The organism is Mesorhizobium sp. EU05-FHT14A09, from assembly GCF_058790995.1.
This window is the reverse complement of record NZ_JBYTDF010000003.1, coordinates 642,329-664,253: the sequence shown is the minus strand read 5'-3', so window position 1 is coordinate 664,253 and position 21,925 is coordinate 642,329. Positions and strand designations below refer to the sequence as shown.

Sequence of the window (21,925 nt, the reverse complement as noted above, 5' to 3'; positions counted from 1 at the left end):
CAAGAACATGGCAATCCTCCTCATCGCCGAACACGACAACACCTCGCTTTCCGACCAGACCGCCAAGGCGCTCTCGGCTGCCCTCAAGATCGGCTCCGATGTCGACGTCCTGGTTGCCGGCAAGGGCGCCAAGGCAGCAGCCGACGCCGCAGCCAAGCTTAAGGGCGTGCGCAAGGTGCTGCTGGCTGAAGCCGAAGAGTTGGCCGAACGCCTCGCCGAGCCGACCGCCGCGCTGGTCGTTTCCTTGGCCGGCAATTACGACACCATCGTCGCTGCAGCGACCTCGTCGGGCAAGAACGTCGCGCCGCGCGTCGCTGCACTGCTCGATGTTGCTCAGGTCTCGGAAATCATCGAAGTGGTTTCGGCCGACACCTTCAAGCGCCCGATCTACGCCGGCAACGCCATCCAGACGGTGCAGGCAACTGACAGCAAGAAGGTCATCACTGTGCGTACCGCCTCTTTCCAGGCAACGCCGGAAGGTGGCTCGGCTTCGGTCGAGACAGTGTCTGCCGCCGCCAATCCCGGCCTTTCGACCTTTGTCGAGAACAAACTGTCGGAGAGTGACCGTCCGGAACTGACTTCGGCCAAGATCATCATTTCGGGCGGCCGCGCACTCGGTTCGGCGGAGAAGTTCCAGGAAGTCATCCTTCCCGTGGCTGACAAGCTCGGCGCCGCCGTCGGCGCCAGCCGTGCTGCGGTCGATGCCGGCTACGCCCCCAACGACTGGCAGGTTGGCCAGACCGGCAAGGTGGTGGCGCCGGACCTCTACATCGCCTGCGGCATTTCCGGTGCCATCCAGCACCTCGCGGGCATGAAGGACTCCAAGGTCATCGTCGCCATCAACAAGGACGAGGAAGCGCCGATCTTCCAGGTGGCCGATTATGGTATCGTCGGCGACCTCTTCCAGGTGCTGCCGGAACTCCAAAAGGCGCTTTGACGCTCTTTCTGGATCGGTATTAAATATGATGGCCGGGGTAGACGAAACCTACCCCGGCCATTTAGTTTGCATTGCACAAAATCAAGAAGAAGCGTTGGCGGGATAAAAAGAATGACCGGCAAGATCGAAACGATCGGCATTATCGGCGCGGGCCAGATGGGGGGCGGCATCGCCCATGTCTCGGCATTGGCCGGCTACAACGTCCTGCTCTACGATGTCTCCGTCGACCGTATCGAAAAGGGCATTGCCACGATCAGCGGCAACCTCGCCCGCCAGGTCGCTTCCGGCAAGCTGGACGAGAAAGAGCGCAAGGACGCCGTCTCACGTATCGGCTCGGCTGCTGCCATGGCGGATCTCGCCGCTGCAGACCTTGTGATCGAAGCCGCCACCGAAGATGAAACGGTCAAGCGCAAGATCTACGCGCAGCTTTGCCCGCAGCTCAATCCGACAGCCGTGCTCGCTACCAACACGTCTTCGATCTCGATCACCCGCCTTGCCGCCCAGACTGATCGGCCGGAGCGGTTCATCGGCATTCATTTCATGAATCCCGTGCCGGTCATGAAACTGGTCGAACTGGTGCGCGGCATCGCGACCGAGGACCACACCTTCGAACTGGCCAAGGCCTATGTGAAACAGCTCGACAAGACGATCACCGTCTCCGAGGATTTCCCGGCCTTCATCGTCAATCGTATCCTGTTGCCGATGATCAACGAGGCCATCTACACGCTCTATGAGGGCGTTGGCTCCGTCGAGGCCATCGACACCGCCATGAAACTCGGCGCCAACCACCCGATGGGGCCGCTGCAGCTCGCGGACTTCATCGGCCTCGACACCTGCCTGTCGATCATGCAGGTGCTGCACGACGGCCTGTCGGACTCCAAATATCGCCCCTGCCCGCTGCTGGTGAAATATGTCGAGGCCGGTTGGCTCGGCCGGAAATCCGGCCGCGGCTTTTACGACTATCGCGGCGAACATCCCGTGCCTACACGCTAAAGCGAAACAAGCAGGCCTTGTGCGTCCATCGCGGCGCGCAGGCATGATTGCGCTTTCGAAATTTCAGGTTCCCGTCGCCACCCGTGCCATCGGAGTGGCGGCCCCCGGCGCGGAACCAGGCAGCGCCACGAACGCGCAATTGCGTCCAGCCGCTTTGGCGGCGTAACAGGCTGCGTCGGCTCTCGCGATGATCTCGTTGGCCTCTCCGGAATCCGCTGCGATCGACGTCAGGCCAATGCTGGAAGAGACGCGGTGCGTCTGGCCATCCCACGAAAATTCCAGCGCACTCACTGCGTCGAGCACTGCCTGAACCGATCTTTCCGCGTCGGCGAGCAACGGCGACATCAGGGCCACCGAAAATTCGTCGCCACCAAACCTGGCAACGATATCGGTCGGCGCAAGAGCCGCCTTGATCGTCGAGGCCACCTGCCGCAACAACGCATCACCGGCGGCATGCCCGCTGGTGTCGTTGACCGGCTTGAAATGATCCAGGTCGATGAACATCAACTGGTAGCGAGAGGAATCTTGCCTCGCCTTGTCGAGAAGGTCCTCGACGGTGCGTATGAAACTCGGCCGGTTGGCGAGACCAGTCAGTGCGTCGTGGGTCGCTGCATGGGCAAGTTGCCGCTGCAATGTTCGCGCATCCGTAAAGTCCTGGAAGACAATGACCGAGCCGCTGAATTCATTCAGCTCGTTCAGGATCGGCGACACCACCTGGCGAATGCTGAAGCGCGTACCGTCGCTTCGAGCAAGCAGTGCCCGGTTGTTCTGCTCCGACCGTTCGAGCCTGTTGTCAGCCAGATGCGGTTCATCGAGCCGCCGCCCGGTTTCCTCGTCGACAGCGCGGTAGACGAAACCCAGCGGTTTGCCGAGGGCAGCCATGCTGGTGGCGCCGGTCAGCTTTTCCGCGACTGGGTTCATGAAAGTGACGCGGTTTTCAGCGTCGGTGCCGATGACGGCATCGCCGATCGACTGCAGCATGACACGCAGCCGTTCCTTCTCGTCGGCAAGCAGCGCCGCCGACACGATCAACCGCTCCTCGGCCTCCTTGCGTTCCGTGATGTCTGTTACGGATCCGATCGCTCGGGCCACACGCCCATCAGGTTCGCGTTCGATCGCCTTGCCGTGATCCGATATCCAGATCCAGCGGCCGCTTTTGTGACGCATGCGGTACTCGAGTTTATATTCGAGCGTGCGCCCTGCCATATGTTCGCGATCAGCGGCAACCATGCGAGGGACATCGTCCGGATGCGCAAGCTCGAGCCATAGATCTGGATCGTTGCCCAGTTCGTGCTCTTCATAACCGAGCATATGTTTCCAGGTGCTCGAATATTGAACGGTGTTGTTGCGCATGTCGGCGTCCCAGACGCCCTGGCCGGCACTGGCAAGCGCAAAATTCCAGCGCGTCTCGGCATCGGCGATGCGTGCGTGGTCTTCGCTGATCTGCTTGATGAACAGGCCGACCAGGAACGGTGTGGAAACGATGATGGCGACCGAGACCTGGAAGCCGTCGCTTAACATTTCAACGCCGCCATTGACCCCTGGCATGAAGCCGCCCATCGCCGCGGCAACGCATGTCGCGCCGGTTAAGCAGCAAACAAGCGCCAATTCGAGATGGGCCAATCTTGGCGCGATGACCATCAGGGGCAGCATTGCCAGCGCGAAGGGGAAGCGGCTGTGGCTGAGTGCCAGATAAGCCAGGCCGGCGCAGATTGCAGCCATCAGGACGACCCGCAACAGGGCGCGCGGTTCGATCACGGCCGCACTTTCGCGCCGCGACACATACATCAGGAATGGCAAAAGCAGCGCGAATCCCAACGCATTCCCGGACAGGAACGTCCAGGCGGTAGGGACAACCGGCCAGCCATGCAGAAAAAATGTGACCCCGGCAAAAGCCACGCCGGTGATCGCATCGGTGACCACGGCAGTCAGAAAAAGGATGAGCGAGAATATGCGCGCCGGCGGATCGGATTTCACGGGCAGGCCACCGGCGAAGCGCTCAACCAACCAGAGTGACAGTGCCGTGTGACCGCCGTTGATCACCGCGAACAGGACGCCCATTTTCCAGGATGAACCGAAGGCGACGTTGGAGGCCATGGTGGCGAGCGCGATCGCTGCGTAGTCGATCCAGCTGGCAGCAAACCGGCGCCTGGCCAGCATCACGAAGGCGAGCGCGGAAGCTAGCCAGACAGTGGCAACACCATCGCCCACTCGCGACAGCAGGATCGACACCGCAGCCGCCAACCAGAAACCCAAGCCCAGCGCAATCGCCGAAAGATACTTGCCCGGACCACGTCCCTCGTACTGGTGAAACGTCACAACGTTATCTACCTAGTTAGGCGCATCCCTTCACCACCACTATGAAGTATCTCATTTAAGCAATGATTGCATAGAGGGCCCGTCCTCCCTTTGGAGCCACAGCGAGATAAACTCGCAAAAACCTGCATCTATAAGATTTTTCTGTTTTATCTGCCGCTTTACCAACGCAGGAAGAAGCGACCCGTCAACGCTCCGGCCGCTCCCAGTGCGGCAATGCCCAGACTGTACCATGTCGCGACGAACAGCGGTGAATCGTCGCTGCAGTGCGCCGCGTAAAACGTTGCAGCCAGCGCGCCTGCCAACACTCCCGCGACAGCTCCGGACAATGCCGGCCTTGTCGGCGCTGCCTGCTTCAATGCGATCAGGATCGCCGCAAGGGGGATGAGCCCGATCAAGGGGATGAACCCCAGGCAAACCATCATGTTGTTGCCGATGAGACGCTTGCCCCAGTCGCTCGCTGGCATCACCAGCAGTTCGAGCACGACGGCGATTGCCATGAGGAGCGGGGCAGCAAGTAGCCAGCGCCCATATCGGCTCGCCGGCGCCCCCGGCATGGCCAGCATCCGCAACATCAGGAAAGCAGTGATAGCCAGGGTGAGCGTGAAGACGAATTTGAAGAGGAAGCGGATCGTCCGTACGGCCTGCATGAAATCGGGGCGCATGCCGATAGTCATGAAAAACATGGCAGCGGCCACAACCACAGCAAATGCCAGCACCGCAAGCCACATCCTGCCAAGTGGCATGGCCGTCGTCTTCGCATCCGCGCCCAGTGTCTTGATCAGTTCGTCCGTCTTCATCTCAGTCTCGCCCGAACCGCTTGGCGATGGCCGCCAGTCCACGATGCAGCGCGACCCGCACTGCTGTTTCGTTCATGCCGAGTTTTTGCGCCGTCTCACCGATTGAATTGCCATCGACTGAAATCGAGGCAACCACCGAACGCTGGCCCGCAGGCAAGCCATCGAGAGCACGGCCGATGTCGCGTTCGCTGACCGTCTCCTGCTGCGGCTCGGCCAGCGTTTCGGCAAAATCGTCGACAGCCACCTCAATGCGGCGACCGCGGCGGCGGAACGCATCGATCAGCTTGAAGCGGGCAATGGCGTAGATCCACGGCAGGATCGGCGCATCCTGACGCCAGGTATGCCGCTTGAGATGAATGGCCAGCAAAGTCTCCTGCACGACATCCTCGGGATCAACGCCGCCTTGCACGATCTTGCGCCGCGCAAAGCCGCGAACGATCGCTGCGGTTCCGCGCAGGAACTCGGCATAGGCTTTCTCGTCACCTGCGGTCGCCGCCCGCATCAATCGGGCAAGCTCGGCTTCATTCATGCCCGCCACAGGCACCGCTCCAACGTTATTCGCATCGACACGACGAGTTGTTACGCGAAGGAGACCTCAAATCCACGTCAAAAATCGTTGAGACGGCCGGGCGAAGGTATTCATGTGGCAAGAACATCGGCCCATTCGGCATGCCGCCGGAACTGCGCTGCCGCAAATGGGCAAAGCGGGATGATCTTCTTTTGCGCCGCGCGTGCATCTTCGACCGCGCGCGTCACCAGCCTCAGGCCAGCACCTTGCCCGCGAAAGGCGTCGGGGACTTCGGTATGATCGATGATGATCTTGTGTTCACCAATCTTGGTGAACGTCATTTCGGCTTCCGCTCCGCCGGCGCCACGCAACACGTAGCGGCCTTTGGAGCCGTGGTCCTCAAGTTCGATCTGAGGCAACTCATCGGCCATGACTAGGCTCCCTTCACCGGTTCGGCGGAGAAGAGCCGCCTTGCTGCTTCGATTTCGTTCGGCCGCACCTCGTGGCCACCCTCGTGCCATTCCACTGTGACATCGGCACCCGCGGCACGCAAATAGGTATCGAGCCGGCTGGTGAGGTTCGGAGGGCAGATCGGATCGCGCCTGCCGGCGCTGATGAGCACGCGATGATCGGCAAGACTGCCTCTTATCTGCGGCGCAAACGGGATCAGCGGATGCATCAGCACGGTCGCATCGAACAGCTCAGGCTGTTCGAACATCAAGGACGCCAGGATATTGGCGCCATTGGAGTAGCCCAGTCCCAGCACCGCCGACGGCTGTGCCGCTTCGACATGCGCCTGAACGAAATCGGCCATCTTGGCGGTCGCTCGGGCGAGGTCGTCCATATCGTAGACCCCTTCGCCGGTGCGGCGAAAAAACCGTGCCGCTCCGAATTCCGACACGTCGCCGCGCGGCGATACGATCGTTGCAGTAGGCACCAGATCCCGCCCGAGCGCCAGGAATTGGCGCTCATCTCCACCTGTGCCGTGGAACACGAACAACATCGAGCCGCCGGAAATGCCCGGCAGAATCTCATGGATGTAGGAATTGCTCGACATTCTACCCTCCTGTCCATTTTCTAGATGATACCCGCCACACAACTGGCGACGGGTATCGGATTCAGCCTTCCAGCGGCTGCAGGTGCTTTTCGAGATAAGGTCGAAGATGCTGATGCTGCGCGGGCAGCTTCAACGCTTCGCCAAGATGTGCGGTGTCTTCGTCCCGATCGAAACCTGGTTCATTGGTCGCGACTTCGAACAGCACCCCGCCAGGCGTGCGGAAATAGATCGCCCAGAAATAATCCCGGTCGATCACCGGCGTCACCTGATAGCCGGTGTCCATCAGTGCCTTGCGGACTTCGAGTTGCGCGGCGCGATCGTCGACTGCGAAGGCGACATGATGCACCGACCCTGCTCCCAGCCCTGCAAACGAAGCCGCCGGCAGGGTTTCGAGGTCGATCACATTGGCACCATTGCCATTTTTCAGCGCCAGCCTGGCGACATTGCCGGCACGGTCGATTTCTTCATAGCCCATGAACTTGAGCAGCTCTTCCGTGGCACCGCCGTCCTTCAGCCGCATCGACACCGAATGGAAGCCGCGGATCGCCTCATCGCTGGAAACCCCGCCGCTGAGCCAGGGAGCGCGCCTGTCGGCCTTGTCTTCGACCAGCGCAAAACCGTCGCCGTCCGGCCCTGAAAATTGCAGCCGTTTTTCTCCAAACGTCTCTTCGGCCGCGACATCGGTGACACCCTGCTCCGCAAAACGCTGCTGCCAGTAAGGCAGCGTGTTTTCGGGCACGGAGAACACTGTGGTTCCGACTTCTCCCACACCCTGGCGACCTTTGCCGATATTGGGGAACGGGAAATAGGTCATCACCGAGCCCGGCGTGCCGAACTCGTCTGCATAGTAGAGATGATAGACGTCCGGCGCGTCGAAATTGACCGTCTTCTTGACCCTGCGCAGGCCAAGCTTGTGCGTGAAGAAATCATTGTTCTGGCGTGCATCGGCGGCCATCGAGGTGACGTGATGCAGGCCTTTGATCTGATTGAGCATGATTTTGCCCTTTCTCTCCGGCGCGGCCCCTTGGCCACTGTCGACGCCAATATGAGCGTACGGCCGGTGCGGGCAAAGACAGCGAAGACAGAATGGACTGTGCTCTGATTGTGAACGATGAAATCATCACCGTTCACAGATAGGTATCAGGATTGCATCGAAGAGTCCGGATTGGGTTTCTCGTCCCCTTCCGTAGGGTCGGGCTTGCCGGAATTCTCCCTGTAGACGGCATAGGCGAGAAACGCCGCAAGCGGCCCGAGCAGCACACCGAGCCCCTCTTTGCTGCGAAGCAGCTCCGGCAACGCAGCAAACCCGGCGGCGATGGCAAGTGCGGTCAGGTCACTCTTGCGGCGCTCGGCACGACGGCGCGCGCGCTTTCTGGCAGCCATGCGGTAGACCAGCAGCACGAGACCGGCTAGCATCAAGAACCCTGCCCCGAAGCCAAGCGCCGCGTTGATCGCGCCGAAGCGCGTTGCAGCCCAGAGATAAGCTGCAAGGAGCAGGAAACCCACCCCGGTCAATGCGGCAAGCAGAGCCAGACCATACGCGACCGCCGCGCCGCGAACATGCCTGACGGCAGTACCCGCTTCGCCGGTGACGAGGCTTATCAGGAGTGAAGCCAGCGGTTTCACGAGCCGCCGGAACTCAGCGCCGCGACAGAAGCGCGAAAAGGAAACCGACGCCGGCGGCGACGGCCAAGGCCGTCATCGGCTTTTCACGAACCGTGGCCGCGATTTGATCCTCGATGTCATGCGCGTTGCCGCGCAACTTTTCCATCGCAGCCTCGCCTCGCTCACGCAGATGTTCCGCGCCCTGGGCGGCAGCCCGGCGTGCGGCGCCGAAGCCCAACTCGCCGGTTTCGGCCAGTTGCTTGGTCAAGGTCGCGATATCGGCCTGCAACTGGCGGATGTCGGCCTCGAGGTCCTCTGCGGACCGGGCGGTTGCGCTGATCTTGTCCGTGGTCTTGGCCATGCTGAACTCCCTGCATCTTGCCGCGCCTGCGTGCCCGGCACCACCTCAACCCGTTCGCAAACGGCCGGTTCCATTGAAGTTGGTTTTGACACCTCCGTCCAGCCACAAAGACGGCAGGTCTAGAGGACGGATGATCCTGTCACCTGGGAAGAGATCGCATCCGGGCCGAAATCCTCATCGCCGGAAATCTGGAGGATTTCCTGAAGCCGGGTGCGAGCCCGGCTGACGCGGCTCTTGATGGTGCCGACCGCGCAGCCGCAGATTTCCGCTGCTTCCTCGTAGGAAAAGCCGGAAGCGCCGATCAGGATGATCGCTTCGCGCTGATCTTCCGGCAGTTGCTCGAGCGCAGCACGGAAGTCCTTGAGATCGAGCTGCCCGTGCTGGGATGGATGAATGGCCAGCCGCGCCGTCATGATGCCGTCGCTGTCCTGGACCTCACGGCCACGCTTGCGCATCTGCGAATAGAACTCGTTGCGCAGGATGGTGAAAAGCCACGCCTTGAGATTGGTGCCCAGTTGGAAGCTGTCCTGCTTGTCCCACGCCTTGACCAGGGTTTCCTGAACAAGGTCGTCGGCGCGGTCGGCATTCTGCGTCAGCGACACCGCAAAGGCGCGCAGACTTGGAATCGCGCCGAGCAGGTCGGTCCGAAAGCCCTCGGATGCGGACATGCGTCAGTCCTTCTTGCGCCCTGGTTCGACCTGTTCCAGTTGCGCGAGCAACTGGGCAAATCGATCCGGAACTTCGTCCGAGACGAGTCCATCATAATATTGTTTGAGCTTGCGGCCGATTTCAGAATTGGCGCCGAGCGTGTCGGCAGAACCGGCCTGGCGCACGCCGGCGCCAGTCTTGGTGGTGTCCTTCATTCGCCTTTTGTCCAGTCCCCCGAGCTGTTTTCGGCTTGATCCAACAAGCTACCATTTATCCATTCGCTTGGTTGGCTCGTAACGTCTCCCCTGGACAATGGTTCCGCCATGGTGGAACTTTTTCATGGCGGAAACGTTCGTTGTCCCGGGTATATGTATACTTCTATCTGTTACAACACAGAGACGCCATCCGAGGGAGCCGTTTGTCATGGGTTTGTCCGCCACTATCGCGCCGCATCTTCCTTATCTGCGCAGGTTCGCCCGCGCTGTCTCCGGTTCTCAACACAGCGGCGATGCCATGGTGGCGACGATGCTTGAGGCGATCATCGCAGACACATCCATCTTCCCGGAAAGCTCCTCGGATCGCATCGCGCTCTACAAGATTTTCGCCAAACTCTTCACATCCGTTGCAATCCGCGTTCCCAAGGGCGAGGAGCCGACCGGCTGGGAAGAACGCGCGGTCGCCAATCTCGATGCCCTCGCACCACTGCCGCGCCAGGCCTTCCTGCTGGTGGCTGTAGAAGGTTTCAGCGAGGCTGAGGGCGCCGAAGTCCTCGGCATCGCCGAAGATCGCTTCACCGAGCTGCTCGTCGAGGCGAGCAACGAGATTTCCCGCCAGGTCGCTACCGACATCCTCATCATCGAGGACGAGCCGTTGATCGCCATGGACATCGAGGAGATGGTGGAAAGCCTCGGCCATCGCGTCGTCGGCATCGCCCGCACCCAGACCGAAGCCGTGGCCCTTTTCGCCAAGGCACGGCCGAAGATGGTGCTGGCGGACATCCAGCTCGCCGACGGCAGTTCCGGCATCGATGCCGTCAACGACATTTTGAGGACGGCATCCGTGCCGGTCATCTTCATCACCGCCTTCCCCGAGCGCTTGCTCACCGGGGAAAGGCCGGAACCGACGTTCCTCGTCACCAAGCCGTTCAACCCCGATATGGTCAAGGCGCTAATCAGCCAGGCGCTCTTCTTTGACCGCCAGGCTAAGGCTGCAGCTTGACGAAGACGGCTCCAATCGTGTTTTTCGCACCAGAGCGGAACAAACAAGGGCGGCAGCACGTTCTGCCGCATCTAACAAAGGAGTCGGTTCATGCTTTACTGGGCGCTGGTGTTTCTGGTCGTGGCGATCGTGGCCGGCGCTCTCGGATTCGGCGGCATAGCCGGAGCATCGGCGGGTCTGGCCAAGATTCTGTTCTTCATCTTCCTGGCGTTCCTGGTGATCTCTCTGCTCGCCGGTATCTTCAAACGGGCATGAACGGCTCCGCAGCCAATATCGCGGAAAGCGCGCTATGAGCCTGCCGGCCAACGAAAACATTCAGACGGTGGTTGCCGAGGCCGCGACAGCGGCACGAGTCGACCAGACCGAGAGACTCGCGCAGGATGACCTGCCTCCCGGTTGCGATGCGCAGATTCGACGCGCCTTCAACATCGCGCTGCGCCATACCGGCATCTATGTCGCTTACCATGATCGGTCGCTGACCAAGGTCTGGACGCGCAACATCCTGGCTCCGCTGGTACCGAAGAAAAAAGGCGGCGGCTTGCCTCCGGCGCAGTTGGAGAGGATCGAAGCCGCCCAGCGCCATGTGCTGGAAACCGGGGAATCCGGGCGTATCGAGGTCAGCATGCCGCATGAAGACGGTGTGCGCTGGTTTGACATCTGGCTCGACGCCGACCTGGACGACGACGGCACCATCCAGGGCATCGTGTCGACCTGGATCGAAGTGACCGAGCAGAAGCGCCGTGAGCAGACGCTCAAGACGCTGCTGCGTGAGGTCAGCCACCGCTCCAAGAACCTGCTGGCCATCATCCAGGGCATTGCCAGCCAAACCGGCCGCTATTCGAGCGATATCGGTGATTTTCTGACCCGCTTCCGGGGCCGGCTGCAATCGCTTTCCTCCTCACAAGATCTGGTGACGTCTTCCAACTGGCGCGGCGCGCGGCTGCGCGAATTGATCGAAGGCCAGATGGAACGCTACGGTGCCGATCCTTCCCGCAGCCTGCGTTTCGAAGGCGTCGACCCGTTCCTCAACCCGAACGCGGCGCTCCATATCGGCCTTGCCGTGCACGAGCTCGTCGTCAACTCAATGAGCTATGGCGCGCTCTCGCAATCGGACGCTGTAGTCGACGTCACCGCCGGGCTCGCGGATCTCGATGCGAACCCGCCGGCTTTGTGGCTGCGCTGGAACGAACGGTTCCCTTCCTGCAGCGGTCCGGAACAGAAGCGTTTCGGCTCGGTGGCGCTGGAGCGGGTGGTACCCGCCGCGCTCGATGGAATGGCCACGTTCGAAATCTCCGATGACCGCGTCGAGTACCATCTGGTGGTGCCCGCCGGCAACTTCGCCGCGGACTGATCCAAACCTTAACCCGATATTCACCATGATTTCCGATACTTTGCCGGCGTCTGAATAGACTGGCGCGCAGATTCGGAGTGGGAGATATCGCGGTGACCAGCGACATGCAGGGTTTGGAGCGCGCAGCGCGCCTTTCGCTGGGCAACTTCGAAGAGGTCGCGACCTCGGAAACGAAATCCCGAAACCTGACACCAGCACCTGTCTTGCTTGTCATCGCCGGCGCGATGGCGCTGATCGTGACCTTGATCCTGTTGGCTTGACTCCTCGCTGAAGCTCCCATTCGCACCCGCGCCTGCCTCGAAAAAGACCACCTTGCGAGCCAAGCGACTGAGGGGGCAGACAAAATCCATCTAGCCATGCTAAAGAACCGCTTGGAAGTGGACGCCGCGCTGCAATGCGAGGGACTTCAAGCGAGAGGAGTGAATTGATGCGTAAGACTATTTTGGCTCTGGTGGGTGTACTTGCCCTCAGCGCTTGCACGACCACCGAACAGGACGTTTCCGTAGGTACCGGGGCCGGAGCGCTCATTGGCGGCGCCGTTGGCGGCTGGAAGGGCGCAGCGATCGGCGCGGCTATCGGCGCCGGTTCGGGCCTGCTGGTCCGCAACCTTCGCAATGGCTACTGCCAGTATCGCGATCCGGACACCGGTCGTATCTACACCCGTCGCTGTAACTGATCAGCGCGGTACTGGAGCGGTTCCGTTTTTCACGGAAACGCTCGCCAGGTGGTTACAAAATGCTCAGACGAAAGAGGCCGGTTTTGCCGGCCTCTTTTTTGTCTGGCCAAGGCCGCCCCGCGGCCATCTCAGTTTGAATAGGGAAGCCGGACCCTTACCCGCAAACCGTCTTCGCGGAACTCGCGCTCGATCGTCCCGCGCAACTCGCGCGTGATGTTCATGTCGATCAGGCGCGTGCCAAAACCGGTCTTGGACGGAGCCTCCAGCTTGGTCTTTCCTGTTTCAATCCAGTTGAATGCCAAGGTCCGCTCGCGTCCCTTGCCTTCCAGTCTCCAATCCACCTTCAGCGCACCGACCGAATTGCCGGCTTCGCCATATTTCAACGCGTTGGTGGCGAGCTCATGGAAAGTAAGCCCGAGAGCCTGTGTCATGGTCTCATCCAGCATGACCTGCGGACCGGAAAGCAGGTCGTCGGGCAGGTCCTTGCCAAACACCTGGCTGAGTTCGACACGCAGGAGATCGCCAAGATCGGCCTGCTGGCGACGCGAGCGTGTCAGCATGTCCTGCGAGGCAGCCATCGACTGAAGCCTTGCCGAGAACGAATTGGAGAAATCCTTGAGGTCGGCCGAATGCGCCGCCGTCTGGCGCGAAATAGCCAGGACCCGGGCTATGGAATTCTTGATCCGGTGCCGCATCTCCTGCAGCATCAGATCCTTCTCCAGAAGGCTCTTTTCGGTGGCCTCATGAAGTTGCGACGCCGCATCGAATGCCCGCTCCTGATAGCGCGCAATCATCGCGATCGTGCCCGCAAGCAGCAGGCCGAACAGTCCGAGCACCACCGGAACGAAAGGGGATGACGGTTCGGTGAATTCGGCAGTCGGCCGCAGCACGATAGCCCACGGCCGGCCAGCGACCTCGATCATGCGCACGGTCTTGAGACCGAAGCCATGCACCGGCGGTTCTTCCGACCGAAACAGCAGGTTGTTCGCATCGATCGACTGGTCGTAGGCCTCGATGTTGACGGGCAGTCGCGGCGCCTTGCCGAGAATGACGTCGAACAAGTCGCGCGCTCGGAAGATCGCATAGAGGAACCCCCTCGTGCCCGCCACGGGATCCCCGCTATGCGCCGCATCCTGCGAGCCAAGCCTGGCGAATATCACGAACCCGGTCACCATCGCCGGCGCCTGGTCTTTCCAACTGGACAGCGGGTCGAGCATGCGCCGGCCGCTCGTGTGCAGCTTGTTGTCGGCCATGGTCTGCTCCATGGCCGTTCGCGAGGCTGGATCGGCAGCGACATCGAAACCGAGATAGCGCTTGCTTTCCTCTTCGGCCGGCTCGAGCAGCATCACCGGCGCATGCCAGGGAACGCCCGCGGCCGGAGCGATCGTTCGGCTGAGCCCGTAGTTGCGCTGTATCTCCTGCTCGGCGGCGGCCTCCTCACCCGGCCTGACCAGCTTGAGATAACCCAGGCCAAGCAGACCTGCGAGATTCCCGTCGACATCGAGCGTCTTGTAGAAATTTTCGAATTCCGCCCGCGATACCTCACCGGAACGCGCGCTGAAGAATGCCTCCGTCGCCCGCAGCAACGACATGTGCAGGTCGAGTCGGCTTTCCATGCGGCTGACAGCATCGTCTGCCGCAGCCTCGAATTTGATTCGGGCTGCGTCGCGCGACGCAAAATAAGCGAATCCGGCCAGGACAAGGCTGGCCAGGGCGACGGCAACAAACGCAATCGTCGGGAAATACTTTTTCAAAATCAGCCGCTAGCCCGCACGAGCCCCCGTGGTCTTTTAGACTACGGAGAAACAAACCGAAAGCGGTATGCTTTGTTAGCCTGGTAGCGACAAGCCCCCAGGCTGGCATTGCTGACAAATGGCGCAGAAGCGTCCCGGACTGGCCGGACGTTCAAGCCGCTTCCTTGAGTGCGCCGGGCCCCGGAATGGCACCTGGCGGGCATTTGCCCAGAATGATCATGCCCAGCACCTCATCCTTCGTGACATCCTGGGTTCGGGCAGTGCCGACAACCTGGCCGTTCTTCATCACGCAGACACGATCCGCCAGGTCGAACACATCATGGATGTCGTGGCTGATCAGGAAGATGCCGAGTCCTTCCGCCTTGAGTTGTTTGACCAGTTCGCCGACCTGTGCCGTTTCCTGCGGGCCAAGGGCGGCCGTCGGTTCGTCCATGATCAGGATCCGCGCATTGAAGAGGATGGCACGGGCAATCGCCACCGACTGACGCTGACCGCCGGACAGTTTGACCACGGGCTCCTTGAAGCGCTGGAAGCGTGGATTGAGGCGGCCCATCACCTTGCGGGCCTCAGCCTCCATGGCCGCATCGTCAAGCGTGCCGTATTTGGTCATCACTTCCCGGCCAAGGAACAGATTGGCGGCGGCATCGACATTGTCGGCCAAAGCGAGCGTCTGGTAGATCGTCTCGATGCCATATTTCTTGGCTTCGCGGGGATTGGAAATTGCAACCTCTTGGCCGTTGATGAAGATCTGGCCGGCATCGCGCTTGTAAGCGCCCGAGAGGATCTTGATGAACGTCGATTTGCCGGCGCCGTTGTGACCTAGCAGCGCCACGACTTCACCAGGATAGAGATCGCAACTGGCCCCATCCACGGCGCGAATGCCGCCGAAAGCGATGGAGATGTCCTTCATTTCCACGAGCGGAGTTTGGGTCTGTTCCATGGTCCTGCCCTTTTCTGGAGCGTTTCCGGTTTTTCGGAAACGCGAAAAACTCTGACTCTTTTGCGGGAATTGCTCTAGACGCGCTTGCGGTACATGGTGTCGAGCCAGACGGCGACGACCAGCACCAGCCCCACGACGATGTTCTGCAACGGCGTATCGAGGCCGAGCAGAACCATGCCCGATTGCAGCGATTGCATCAGCAAGGCACCCAGCATCGCGCCGATGATGGTTCCCGAACCGCCGGCGAGCGAGGTTCCGCCGATGACCGCTGCGGCAATCACCAGCAATTCATCCAGCGTGCCCAGCGAGTTGGTCGAAGCGTTCAGGCGAGCCGATGAAATGGCCGCGGCGATCGCGGCCAGCACGCCCATGATCATGAACACCTTCATGGTCACCCAGCGCGTGTTGATACCGGCCAGATTGGCTGCTTCCGGATTGCCGCCGATGGCGAAGACGTAGCGTCCGAAACGCGTACGATTGGTGACGAAGGTCATGATGAGCCCGACTGCAATCGCCATCAGCACTGGGATGGCGATTCCGTGCGCAATGAAAAGACCACCCTCGGGAACCGTGATGTTGTTGGCGGCGGCATATTTGTTCACCACCCCGACGGGCCAGGGATAAGAATTGGCGATCTTCACAGCACCGAGGATGATCCCGCAGGAGACGACAGCCAGGAAGACTTCCGCCCAGACCGGGCGCAGGGGAAACTTGAAGCGCTTGCGCTGCACGCGGCCGTTGAGCAGCATCGCGACCACCCCGGCGCATGCCACAAGACCGAGCACCCAACTCCATGTCGATCCGATCGAGCCAGCCGGCCCACCACCCATGAGCTGAAAAGTTGCATCCATCGGCGCCACCGTTCGGCCGCTGGTGATCCACCAGGCTACGCCACGCCAGATCAGCAGGCCGCCAAGCGTGACGATGAAGGCAGGCACCTCCAGATAGGCGATGATGAAGCCCTGCAGCGCGCCGATTGCCAGGCCGACCACGATGCCGGTGGCCAGTGCGATGATCCAGAGCCACGGATTGCCGAGCTGCATGCCCATCACCCGGATCAGGAACTCGGCCTGGGCAACGCCCATTACCATGCCGATCACGCCTTCGACAGAACCGACCGACAGGTCGATGTTGCGCATGACGATGACCAGCACCATGCCGGTCGCCATGATGGCGACGGAAGATGTCTGTACCGACAGGTTCCAGAGATTGCGCGGCGTCAGGAACAGGCCGCCGGAAAGCAGGTGCAACCCGACCCAGATGATCAGCAGGGCTGCAACCATGCCAAGCATGCGGGTGTCGAGTTCGGTCGCCTTGAGGAAGCGTCCGAGTGATGTCAGTTCGGCTGCGCGGGCGCGATCGACCGGCGCATTCGAGGTCGTATCAGTCATGATATTCCTCCCTAGAACAATTCCAGCAAAAGTGCGCGGCGGTCTTGCGTTCGGAATTGCGTAAAAACAAAGAGTTAGAGCGTTTCCGCGAAGAGCCGAAACGCTCTAACCATGCGCCGCTTTGGCGCCTTTGGCATGCCATTTAACAGGGACTTGTCGGCTCCGGGGTGGGAGCCGTTGCAAAAGACCACGGCACTCAGGCCGTGGTCTCCTTCGTTACAGCAGACGTGCTTAGTCGCAGGCCTTGACGGAACCGGCCTTCACGCCCTGGCAGACGACATCCTTGGAGACCCAGCCGGCGTCGATGACGACGTTGAGATTGTCCTTGGTGATCGCGACCGGTGTCAGGAACACCGACTTGACGCTGTTGCCGCCGGGAGTGGTGAAGTCGGTGACCTTGGCGATGTCGGTCGTCTTCTTGCCATCGGCGAGCTGCGCCGCGATTTCAGCGGCATTCTTGCCGAGGTCGCGGGCATCCTTGAACACCGAAACAGTCTGCGTGCCGAGCGCGATGCGGTTCAGCGCGGCATGGTCGCCATCCTGGCCGGAGACCGGAACCGAACCGGCAAGACCTTGCGCCGCCAAAGCAGCGATCGCACCACCGGCAGTGCCGTCATTCGCGGCCACCACGGCATCGACCTTGTTGTCGTTGGCGGTCAGGAACTGCTCCATGTTCTTCTGGGCATTCGCCGGCAGCCAGCCATCGGTGTAGGCCTCGCCGACATTCTTGATCTTGCCGGCATCGATGGCAGCCTTCAGCACTTCCATTGCGCCCGAAAACAAGAAATCGGCGTTCGGATCTGTGCTGGAACCTTTGATGAAGACGTAATTGCCTTCCGGCTTCACATCGAACACGCCCTTCGCCTGCAGGCGACCGACCTCCTTGTTGTCGAAGGTCAGGTAGAAGACGTCCTTGTTTTCGATAAGACGGTCGTAGGCGATGACGGGAATGCCTTCGTCGACGGCCTTCTGCACTGCCGGACCAATGGCGGAGGTGTCCTGCGCCAGGATGACGAGCGCGTTGGCGCCCTGCGAGATCAGGCTTTCGACGTCGGTGAGCTGCTTGCCCGGATTCGATTGCGCGTCGGCGGAAATATACTTGTCGCCGGCGGCCTCGATCGCCTTCTTCATGGCGGCTTCGTCGGTCTTCCAGCGCTCTTCCTGGAAATTGGACCAGGACACGCCAATGACCTTGTCTTTCGCCTCGGCGACAGCCGAAAGCGCGAGCGTCATGGCGGCACCCGCCAGAATGGCGGCCGTGAATTTCCTCATTTTTTCCTCCCCGCGCCCAAAGGCGCGCTTTTTGTGTGCGTTGGCCGTTGGAGAAGCTTTTTTTCGAGCTTCGAAAAAATAATCGCGCAGGTATGGCTTTCTGTCAACGGGATTCAAGCCGTTGACAGTATTTTTTTCGAAGCACGAAATAATGATGACGAGAGCTGCATGTTCTGCCACTATCTGTGGAGGAGCGCTCCGTCGAAACAATGAAAGCGAAACGGGTTTTGCATTCGTTCCCGCATCGACCTATGCACGATGGATGCGCATCCGGAACAGCCACCGGACGCAACGGCTTCAACGCTCGCGAAGCCGGCGGGGGAGGAACGGCAAGAACATGACTGTCGGGATCCGTCACGACGATTTGCGCCGCAGGAACCGCGCAATGGTGATTGCCGCCGTGCGTCGCTCCGGCGAGCCTTCCCGCACCGAAATCACCGCCATCACTGGCCTCAGCCATTCGACCATCTCGACGATTTCATCCGACCTCATAGCGGAAGGCATCCTGCGCGAAGGCCGCAGCGAACCGACGGCATCGAAACGTGGCCGTCCACAGGTGGGACTGCAACTCGACCCAAACGCTGCGGCCGTCCTGACGGTCGTTCTGTCGCTTAACCTGGTGACGGCGGCAGCCGTCGACTATTCCGGCAAGGTGCTGGCCGAGGAAACACGCCGTCTGGACACTCTGTCTCTGCCGCGAGAGGCGCTGATCGGCGAGTGCGTCGAAATCGTCAGGCGGCGGCTCGACGACCAGAGTCTTAAGAACCATCAGGTGCTGCGCATCGCCTTTGCCGTTCAAGGTACGGCGGATTCACACGCGCGCACCATGTTGTGGACGCCGATCACCCCACATGGAGAGATTCCTTTCGCCGATATCCTGGAAAACGCTTTCGGCATTCCTGTTATCGTCGAGAATGACTGCAACATGATGGCTGTCGCTCTTCGCTGGCGCGGCACGGACCGTTACCGCGACGACTTCATTGCCGTTGTGCTTTCGCACGGTATCGGCATGGGCATCGTGCTCAATGGCGAATTGTTCATCGGCACCCAGTCGTCCGGCGGCGAGTTCGGACACATGATCCACCGGCCGAATGGCGCATTGTGTCGCTGCGGTCGCCATGGCTGCGTCGAAGCCTATGCCGGCAACTACGCGATCTGGCGAAACGCCCGGGGACTGGACGAGAACACCGAACCTGCCGCGGATATTCCCGACGACGAAATGCGGATGCTGGCTGAAAAAGCGCGGGCGGGCGATGGTCCGGAACGCGAAGCCTATGAACGGGCAGGCACGGCTCTCGGCTATAGCCTCGGTTCGCTTTTCGCCGTCATCGATCCGGCACCTGTGACCTTTGTCGGTATCGGGGCGACAGCTTTCGACCTGATTGAGCCGGCCCTGCGGCGCGCAATTGCTCAGACTGCCGGCGGACAGCATTCGAATTCGATCGTGTTCAACATCGAGCCGAACGAGCAGATGCTGATCCGCGAAGGCTGCGCCATGCGCGCGTTGACCTTCATTGATCAGGAGATCTTCGCGCTTGGTGGCCCGACAGCTTCGGCGCCTCAGCTTGTGGAAGCCTGAGCCCGCCGGTTAAAGCAATTCCAGGAAAAGTGTGTAGCGGTTTTCCGTCCGGAATTGCGCAAAAACAAAGAATTAGAGCGTTTCAGCGCTTCCGTAAAAACAGAAACGCTCTAAAGCGCCGCGCGTCCTAGTGGACGCACAAAGGACGCTCCAACTCTTTTGTCCGGCGCATGACGGCCGGCGCATGCCACCCTGCCTTTCCGAAAATCGATTCCGACTTTCGGGGTCATGCGCTAATCCTCGCGGATGGCATAGCCCGAGCCGCGGATGGTACGGATCACATCCGGCATGCGGCCGTTGTTGACCGCCTTGCGCAGGCGACCGACATGTACGTCCACCGTGCGTTCATCGATGTAGATCGTCTCGCCCCAGACATTGTCGAGCAGCTGGCTGCGCGAGAAGACCCGGCCGGGGTGACGCATCATGAATTCCAGCAGCCGGAACTCCGTCGGCCCGAGGCGGATCTCGCTCTTCTTGCGATACACCCGGTGCGACTCGCGGTCGAGCACGATGTCGCCGACCTTGAGCACGGAAGACAGCACCTCCGGCTTCGCCCGGCGCAGCAGCGCCTTCACGCGTGCCATGAACTCCGGCATCGAGAACGGCTTGACCAGATAGTCGTCCGCACCGGTGGAGAGGCCGCGCACACGGTCACTCTCCTCGCCGCGCGCCGTCAGCATGATGACCGGCAGACGCTCGGTTTCCGGCCGCATGCGCAGCCGACGACAGAGTTCGATGCCGGAGACCGCCGGCACCATCCAGTCGAGCACCAGCAGATCCGGTACGTTTTCCTGAAGCCGGATTTCGGCTTCGTCACCTCTGGCGACCACTTCGACCTGGTAGCCCTCGGATTCCAGATTGTAGCGGAGGAGAACGCCCAGCGGCTCCTCGTCCTCTACCACCATGACGCGCGGCGCGATCATCTTGCCGTCCGTCCTGTGATCAGGCCGCCGGAACGGCGGCAGCCGTCTCGTCGAGCTTCGGCCTATTGGGCGGCAACTGCTCGCCCGTCAGCACGTAGAAGGCGTTTTCGGCGATATTGGTGACGTGGTCGCCGATACGCTCGAGGTTCTTGGCGCAAAACAGCAGATGCGTGCAGGCCGTGATGTTGCGGGGATCTTCCATCATATAGGTCAGCAGTTCGCGAAAGACCGACGTATATTTGACATCGATCTTCTCATCGTCTGCTCTCAGCTGGGCGAGACCCTCTGCGTCTTTCGCCGCATATTTCTCCACGACGCCGTCTACCTGGTTGAGCACCAGATGCGCCATGGAATCGATCGAATGCGAAAGATCGCGCGGCGTGGCGCCCTGCCCGACCGCTCCGACACGTTTGGCAATGTTCTTGGCCAGATCGCCGATGCGCTCCAGGTCCCCTGCCATGCGGATGGCGCCGACCACGGCGCGCAGATCCTGTGCCATGGGCTGGCGCTTGGCGATCAGCGTGATCGCCTTGCTGTCCAGCTCACGCTGGCGCGCGTCCATGATCGCGTCGTCCGAGACGACACGTTGGGCAAGTCCATTGTCTGACTTGAGCAGCGCCTTGGTGGAGCTTTCAACCATCGAACTGGCCAATTCACCCATGTCGCTGATGAGCCTGCTGATCTGTCCGAGCTCTTCGTCGAACGACGCAACGGTATGTTCGCCCATATCTTGTGTCCTTTTTTCCTCGGCAGCAATCGCTCACTCAGCCGAAGCGGCCGGTGATGTAGTCCTGCGTGCGCTTGTCGTCGGGGTTGGTGAACATCTTGTCGGTAGCGCCCTCTTCGACCAGATAGCCGAGATGGAACATCGCCGTGCGCTGCGAGACGCGAGCGGCCTGCTGCATCGAGTGCGTCACGATGACGATCGTATAGTTCTGGCGCAGTTCGTCGATCAGTTCCTCGACCTTCGCGGTCGCGATCGGATCGAGCGCCGAGCACGGCTCGTCCATCAGGATGACTTCCGGCGACACTGCGATGGCACGCGCGATGCATAGGCGCTGCTGCTGGCCACCGGAAAGGCCGGTGCCGGGCTCAGCGAGGCGATCCTTCACCTCGTTCCAGATCGCCGCTTTCTGCAGGCTGGACTCCACGATGCGATCCATATCCGCCTTGTTCTTGGCAAGGCCATGGATACGCGGCCCGTAGGCGACGTTCTCATAGATCGACTTCGGGAATGGATTGGGCTTCTGGAACACCATGCCGACGCGGGCACGCAGCTCCACCACATCGATTTTCGGATCGTAGATGTCTTCGCTGTCGAGCGTGATCTTGCCACCAACCTTGGCCGCGTCGATCGTATCGTTCATGCGGTTGAGGCAGCGCAGGAAAGTTGACTTGCCGCAGCCCGAGGGGCCGATCAGCGCCGTCACCTGGTTGAGGCGGATGTCGAGATTGACGTCGAAGAGCGCCTGCTTATCGCCGTAGTGCACGGTGACCTTGTCGCCGCGCATCTTGATGACTTCGTTGGTCTGGGCGCTCATCTGGCTGCTCACTGCCTGTTCGAGGGTCTTTTCCGTCATGATATTCATATCAGGC

Annotated in this window: 25 protein-coding genes; 8 read left to right on the top strand and 17 right to left on the bottom strand. The window is 60.9% G+C overall.

Features of this window, described 5'->3' with window-relative positions:
• Nucleotides 1-7 precede the first annotated feature (7 nt).
• Both AC3WTO_RS14835 and AC3WTO_RS14830 read left to right on the top strand, forming a co-directional pair.
• A complete protein-coding gene (locus AC3WTO_RS14835) occupies nucleotides 8-937 on the top strand; it encodes an electron transfer flavoprotein subunit alpha/FixB family protein (protein ID WP_492461464.1) in 930 nt (309 codons plus the stop codon).
• Between the two features lie 111 nt (nucleotides 938-1,048).
• Complete coding sequence (locus tag AC3WTO_RS14830; RefSeq protein ID WP_492461463.1) at nucleotides 1,049-1,930, top strand: 3-hydroxybutyryl-CoA dehydrogenase; 882 nt, start codon at nucleotides 1,049-1,051, stop codon at nucleotides 1,928-1,930.
• Between the two features lie 63 nt (nucleotides 1,931-1,993).
• On the opposite strand, the gene AC3WTO_RS14825 is transcribed toward AC3WTO_RS14830, so the two are convergent.
• The 10 genes from AC3WTO_RS14825 to AC3WTO_RS14780 all read right to left on the bottom strand — a co-directional run bounded on the left by AC3WTO_RS14825 (nucleotide 1,994) and on the right by AC3WTO_RS14780 (nucleotide 9,440).
• On the bottom strand, nucleotides 1,994-4,249 hold the full coding sequence (locus tag AC3WTO_RS14825) for a diguanylate cyclase (RefSeq protein ID WP_492461462.1): 2,256 nt from the start codon (nucleotides 4,247-4,249) through the stop codon (nucleotides 1,994-1,996).
• Nucleotides 4,250-4,407: 158 nt separating this feature from the next.
• Nucleotides 4,408-5,046, bottom strand: coding sequence for an NrsF family protein (locus AC3WTO_RS14820; RefSeq protein ID WP_492461461.1), 639 nt, complete (start codon nucleotides 5,044-5,046; stop codon nucleotides 4,408-4,410).
• A 1-nt stretch (nucleotide 5,047) separates the two neighbouring features.
• A complete protein-coding gene (locus AC3WTO_RS14815; RefSeq protein ID WP_492461460.1) occupies nucleotides 5,048-5,584 on the bottom strand; it encodes a sigma-70 family RNA polymerase sigma factor in 537 nt (178 codons plus the stop codon).
• Nucleotides 5,585-5,685: 101 nt separating this feature from the next.
• Entirely contained in the window at nucleotides 5,686-5,985 is a 300-nt protein-coding gene (locus tag AC3WTO_RS14810; RefSeq protein WP_492461459.1) for a GNAT family N-acetyltransferase, read from the bottom strand.
• Between the two features lie 2 nt (nucleotides 5,986-5,987).
• Nucleotides 5,988-6,611 (bottom strand): alpha/beta hydrolase, encoded by a 624-nt coding sequence (locus AC3WTO_RS14805; protein WP_492461458.1) that lies wholly within the window; start codon nucleotides 6,609-6,611, stop codon nucleotides 5,988-5,990.
• Between the two features lie 61 nt (nucleotides 6,612-6,672).
• Entirely contained in the window at nucleotides 6,673-7,605 is a 933-nt protein-coding gene (locus tag AC3WTO_RS14800) for a VOC family protein (protein WP_492461457.1), read from the bottom strand.
• Nucleotides 7,606-7,751: 146 nt separating this feature from the next.
• A complete protein-coding gene (locus AC3WTO_RS14795; RefSeq protein ID WP_492461456.1) occupies nucleotides 7,752-8,237 on the bottom strand; it encodes a hypothetical protein in 486 nt (161 codons plus the stop codon).
• Nucleotides 8,238-8,250: 13 nt separating this feature from the next.
• Nucleotides 8,251-8,577 (bottom strand): ElaB/YgaM/YqjD family protein, encoded by a 327-nt coding sequence (locus tag AC3WTO_RS14790; protein WP_492461455.1) that lies wholly within the window; start codon nucleotides 8,575-8,577, stop codon nucleotides 8,251-8,253.
• A gap of 119 nt (nucleotides 8,578-8,696) precedes the next feature.
• Complete coding sequence (locus tag AC3WTO_RS14785; protein WP_492461454.1) at nucleotides 8,697-9,245, bottom strand: RNA polymerase sigma factor; 549 nt, start codon at nucleotides 9,243-9,245, stop codon at nucleotides 8,697-8,699.
• A 3-nt stretch (nucleotides 9,246-9,248) separates the two neighbouring features.
• Entirely contained in the window at nucleotides 9,249-9,440 is a 192-nt protein-coding gene (locus AC3WTO_RS14780; protein ID WP_492461453.1) for a NepR family anti-sigma factor, read from the bottom strand.
• A 208-nt stretch (nucleotides 9,441-9,648) separates the two neighbouring features.
• Between AC3WTO_RS14780 and AC3WTO_RS14775 the strand changes: the two genes are divergently transcribed.
• The 5 genes from AC3WTO_RS14775 (at nucleotide 9,649) to AC3WTO_RS14755 (ending at nucleotide 12,470) form a co-directional block, all read left to right on the top strand.
• Complete coding sequence (locus AC3WTO_RS14775; protein ID WP_492461452.1) at nucleotides 9,649-10,443, top strand: response regulator; 795 nt, start codon at nucleotides 9,649-9,651, stop codon at nucleotides 10,441-10,443.
• A gap of 90 nt (nucleotides 10,444-10,533) precedes the next feature.
• Entirely contained in the window at nucleotides 10,534-10,698 is a 165-nt protein-coding gene (locus AC3WTO_RS14770; protein ID WP_024922700.1) for a DUF1328 domain-containing protein, read from the top strand.
• A 34-nt stretch (nucleotides 10,699-10,732) separates the two neighbouring features.
• The gene (locus tag AC3WTO_RS14765; RefSeq protein ID WP_492461451.1) at nucleotides 10,733-11,794 is read left to right on the top strand and encodes a sensor histidine kinase; all 1,062 of its coding nucleotides are present in this window, start codon (nucleotides 10,733-10,735) and stop codon (nucleotides 11,792-11,794) included.
• Nucleotides 11,795-11,886: 92 nt separating this feature from the next.
• A complete protein-coding gene (locus AC3WTO_RS14760) occupies nucleotides 11,887-12,054 on the top strand; it encodes a hypothetical protein (RefSeq protein WP_492461450.1) in 168 nt (55 codons plus the stop codon).
• Nucleotides 12,055-12,221: 167 nt separating this feature from the next.
• Nucleotides 12,222-12,470: a YMGG-like glycine zipper-containing protein gene (locus tag AC3WTO_RS14755; protein ID WP_492461449.1), complete on the top strand. Its 249-nt coding sequence runs from the start codon at nucleotides 12,222-12,224 to the stop codon at nucleotides 12,468-12,470.
• 128 nt (nucleotides 12,471-12,598) lie between these two features.
• Here AC3WTO_RS14755 and AC3WTO_RS14750 read toward each other — a convergent pair whose 3' ends face one another.
• The 4 genes from AC3WTO_RS14750 to xylF form a co-directional block, all read right to left on the bottom strand.
• A complete protein-coding gene (locus AC3WTO_RS14750) occupies nucleotides 12,599-14,224 on the bottom strand; it encodes a CHASE domain-containing protein (RefSeq protein ID WP_492461448.1) in 1,626 nt (541 codons plus the stop codon).
• Between the two features lie 151 nt (nucleotides 14,225-14,375).
• Nucleotides 14,376-15,164 (bottom strand): ATP-binding cassette domain-containing protein, encoded by a 789-nt coding sequence (locus tag AC3WTO_RS14745; RefSeq protein WP_492461447.1) that lies wholly within the window; start codon nucleotides 15,162-15,164, stop codon nucleotides 14,376-14,378.
• A 74-nt stretch (nucleotides 15,165-15,238) separates the two neighbouring features.
• The gene (locus AC3WTO_RS14740) at nucleotides 15,239-16,555 is read right to left on the bottom strand and encodes a sugar ABC transporter permease (RefSeq protein ID WP_492461446.1); all 1,317 of its coding nucleotides are present in this window, start codon (nucleotides 16,553-16,555) and stop codon (nucleotides 15,239-15,241) included.
• Between the two features lie 231 nt (nucleotides 16,556-16,786).
• Nucleotides 16,787-17,827: a D-xylose ABC transporter substrate-binding protein gene (gene xylF, locus AC3WTO_RS14735; protein WP_492461445.1), complete on the bottom strand. Its 1,041-nt coding sequence runs from the start codon at nucleotides 17,825-17,827 to the stop codon at nucleotides 16,787-16,789.
• Between the two features lie 337 nt (nucleotides 17,828-18,164).
• Between xylF and AC3WTO_RS14730 the strand changes: the two genes are divergently transcribed.
• Nucleotides 18,165-19,406 carry an ROK family protein gene (locus AC3WTO_RS14730; protein ID WP_492461444.1) on the top strand — a complete coding sequence of 414 codons (1,242 nt, stop codon included), beginning with the start codon at nucleotides 18,165-18,167 and terminating at the stop codon, nucleotides 19,404-19,406.
• A gap of 233 nt (nucleotides 19,407-19,639) precedes the next feature.
• On the opposite strand, the gene phoB is transcribed toward AC3WTO_RS14730, so the two are convergent.
• The 3 genes from phoB to pstB are packed head-to-tail and all read right to left on the bottom strand — an operon-like array spanning nucleotide 19,640 to nucleotide 21,918.
• Nucleotides 19,640-20,329, bottom strand: coding sequence for a phosphate regulon transcriptional regulator PhoB (gene phoB, locus AC3WTO_RS14725; protein WP_054313665.1), 690 nt, complete (start codon nucleotides 20,327-20,329; stop codon nucleotides 19,640-19,642).
• 19 nt (nucleotides 20,330-20,348) lie between these two features.
• On the bottom strand, nucleotides 20,349-21,056 hold the full coding sequence (gene phoU, locus AC3WTO_RS14720) for a phosphate signaling complex protein PhoU (RefSeq protein WP_492461443.1): 708 nt from the start codon (nucleotides 21,054-21,056) through the stop codon (nucleotides 20,349-20,351).
• A 37-nt stretch (nucleotides 21,057-21,093) separates the two neighbouring features.
• A complete protein-coding gene (gene pstB, locus AC3WTO_RS14715; protein WP_492461441.1) occupies nucleotides 21,094-21,918 on the bottom strand; it encodes a phosphate ABC transporter ATP-binding protein PstB in 825 nt (274 codons plus the stop codon).
• Nucleotides 21,919-21,925 lie beyond the last annotated feature (7 nt).

Excerpts from the sequence above, each read along its gene's own strand:
- AC3WTO_RS14835 (WP_492461464.1), top strand. The coding sequence starts at position 8 with ATGGCAATCCTCCTCATCGCCGAACACGACAACACCTCGCTTTCCGAC.
- AC3WTO_RS14830 (WP_492461463.1), top strand. The coding sequence starts at position 1,049 with ATGACCGGCAAGATCGAAACGATCGGCATTATCGGCGCGGGCCAGATG.
- AC3WTO_RS14820 (WP_492461461.1), bottom strand. The coding sequence starts at position 5,046 with ATGAAGACGGACGAACTGATCAAGACACTGGGCGCGGATGCGAAGACG.
- AC3WTO_RS14810 (WP_492461459.1), bottom strand. The coding sequence starts at position 5,985 with ATGGCCGATGAGTTGCCTCAGATCGAACTTGAGGACCACGGCTCCAAA.
- AC3WTO_RS14805 (WP_492461458.1), bottom strand. The coding sequence starts at position 6,611 with ATGTCGAGCAATTCCTACATCCATGAGATTCTGCCGGGCATTTCCGGC.
- AC3WTO_RS14800 (WP_492461457.1), bottom strand. The coding sequence starts at position 7,605 with ATGCTCAATCAGATCAAAGGCCTGCATCACGTCACCTCGATGGCCGCC.
- AC3WTO_RS14790 (WP_492461455.1), bottom strand. The coding sequence starts at position 8,577 with ATGGCCAAGACCACGGACAAGATCAGCGCAACCGCCCGGTCCGCAGAG.
- AC3WTO_RS14785 (WP_492461454.1), bottom strand. The coding sequence starts at position 9,245 with ATGTCCGCATCCGAGGGCTTTCGGACCGACCTGCTCGGCGCGATTCCA.
- AC3WTO_RS14780 (WP_492461453.1), bottom strand. The coding sequence starts at position 9,440 with ATGAAGGACACCACCAAGACTGGCGCCGGCGTGCGCCAGGCCGGTTCT.
- AC3WTO_RS14775 (WP_492461452.1), top strand. The coding sequence starts at position 9,649 with ATGGGTTTGTCCGCCACTATCGCGCCGCATCTTCCTTATCTGCGCAGG.
- AC3WTO_RS14770 (WP_024922700.1), top strand. The coding sequence starts at position 10,534 with ATGCTTTACTGGGCGCTGGTGTTTCTGGTCGTGGCGATCGTGGCCGGC.
- AC3WTO_RS14765 (WP_492461451.1), top strand. The coding sequence starts at position 10,733 with ATGAGCCTGCCGGCCAACGAAAACATTCAGACGGTGGTTGCCGAGGCC.
- AC3WTO_RS14755 (WP_492461449.1), top strand. The coding sequence starts at position 12,222 with ATGCGTAAGACTATTTTGGCTCTGGTGGGTGTACTTGCCCTCAGCGCT.
- AC3WTO_RS14745 (WP_492461447.1), bottom strand. The coding sequence starts at position 15,164 with ATGGAACAGACCCAAACTCCGCTCGTGGAAATGAAGGACATCTCCATC.
- AC3WTO_RS14740 (WP_492461446.1), bottom strand. The coding sequence starts at position 16,555 with ATGACTGATACGACCTCGAATGCGCCGGTCGATCGCGCCCGCGCAGCC.
- xylF (WP_492461445.1), bottom strand. The coding sequence starts at position 17,827 with ATGAGGAAATTCACGGCCGCCATTCTGGCGGGTGCCGCCATGACGCTC.
- AC3WTO_RS14730 (WP_492461444.1), top strand. The coding sequence starts at position 18,165 with ATGACTGTCGGGATCCGTCACGACGATTTGCGCCGCAGGAACCGCGCA.
- phoB (WP_054313665.1), bottom strand. The coding sequence starts at position 20,329 with ATGATCGCGCCGCGCGTCATGGTGGTAGAGGACGAGGAGCCGCTGGGC.
- phoU (WP_492461443.1), bottom strand. The coding sequence starts at position 21,056 with ATGGGCGAACATACCGTTGCGTCGTTCGACGAAGAGCTCGGACAGATC.
- pstB (WP_492461441.1), bottom strand. The coding sequence starts at position 21,918 with ATGAATATCATGACGGAAAAGACCCTCGAACAGGCAGTGAGCAGCCAG.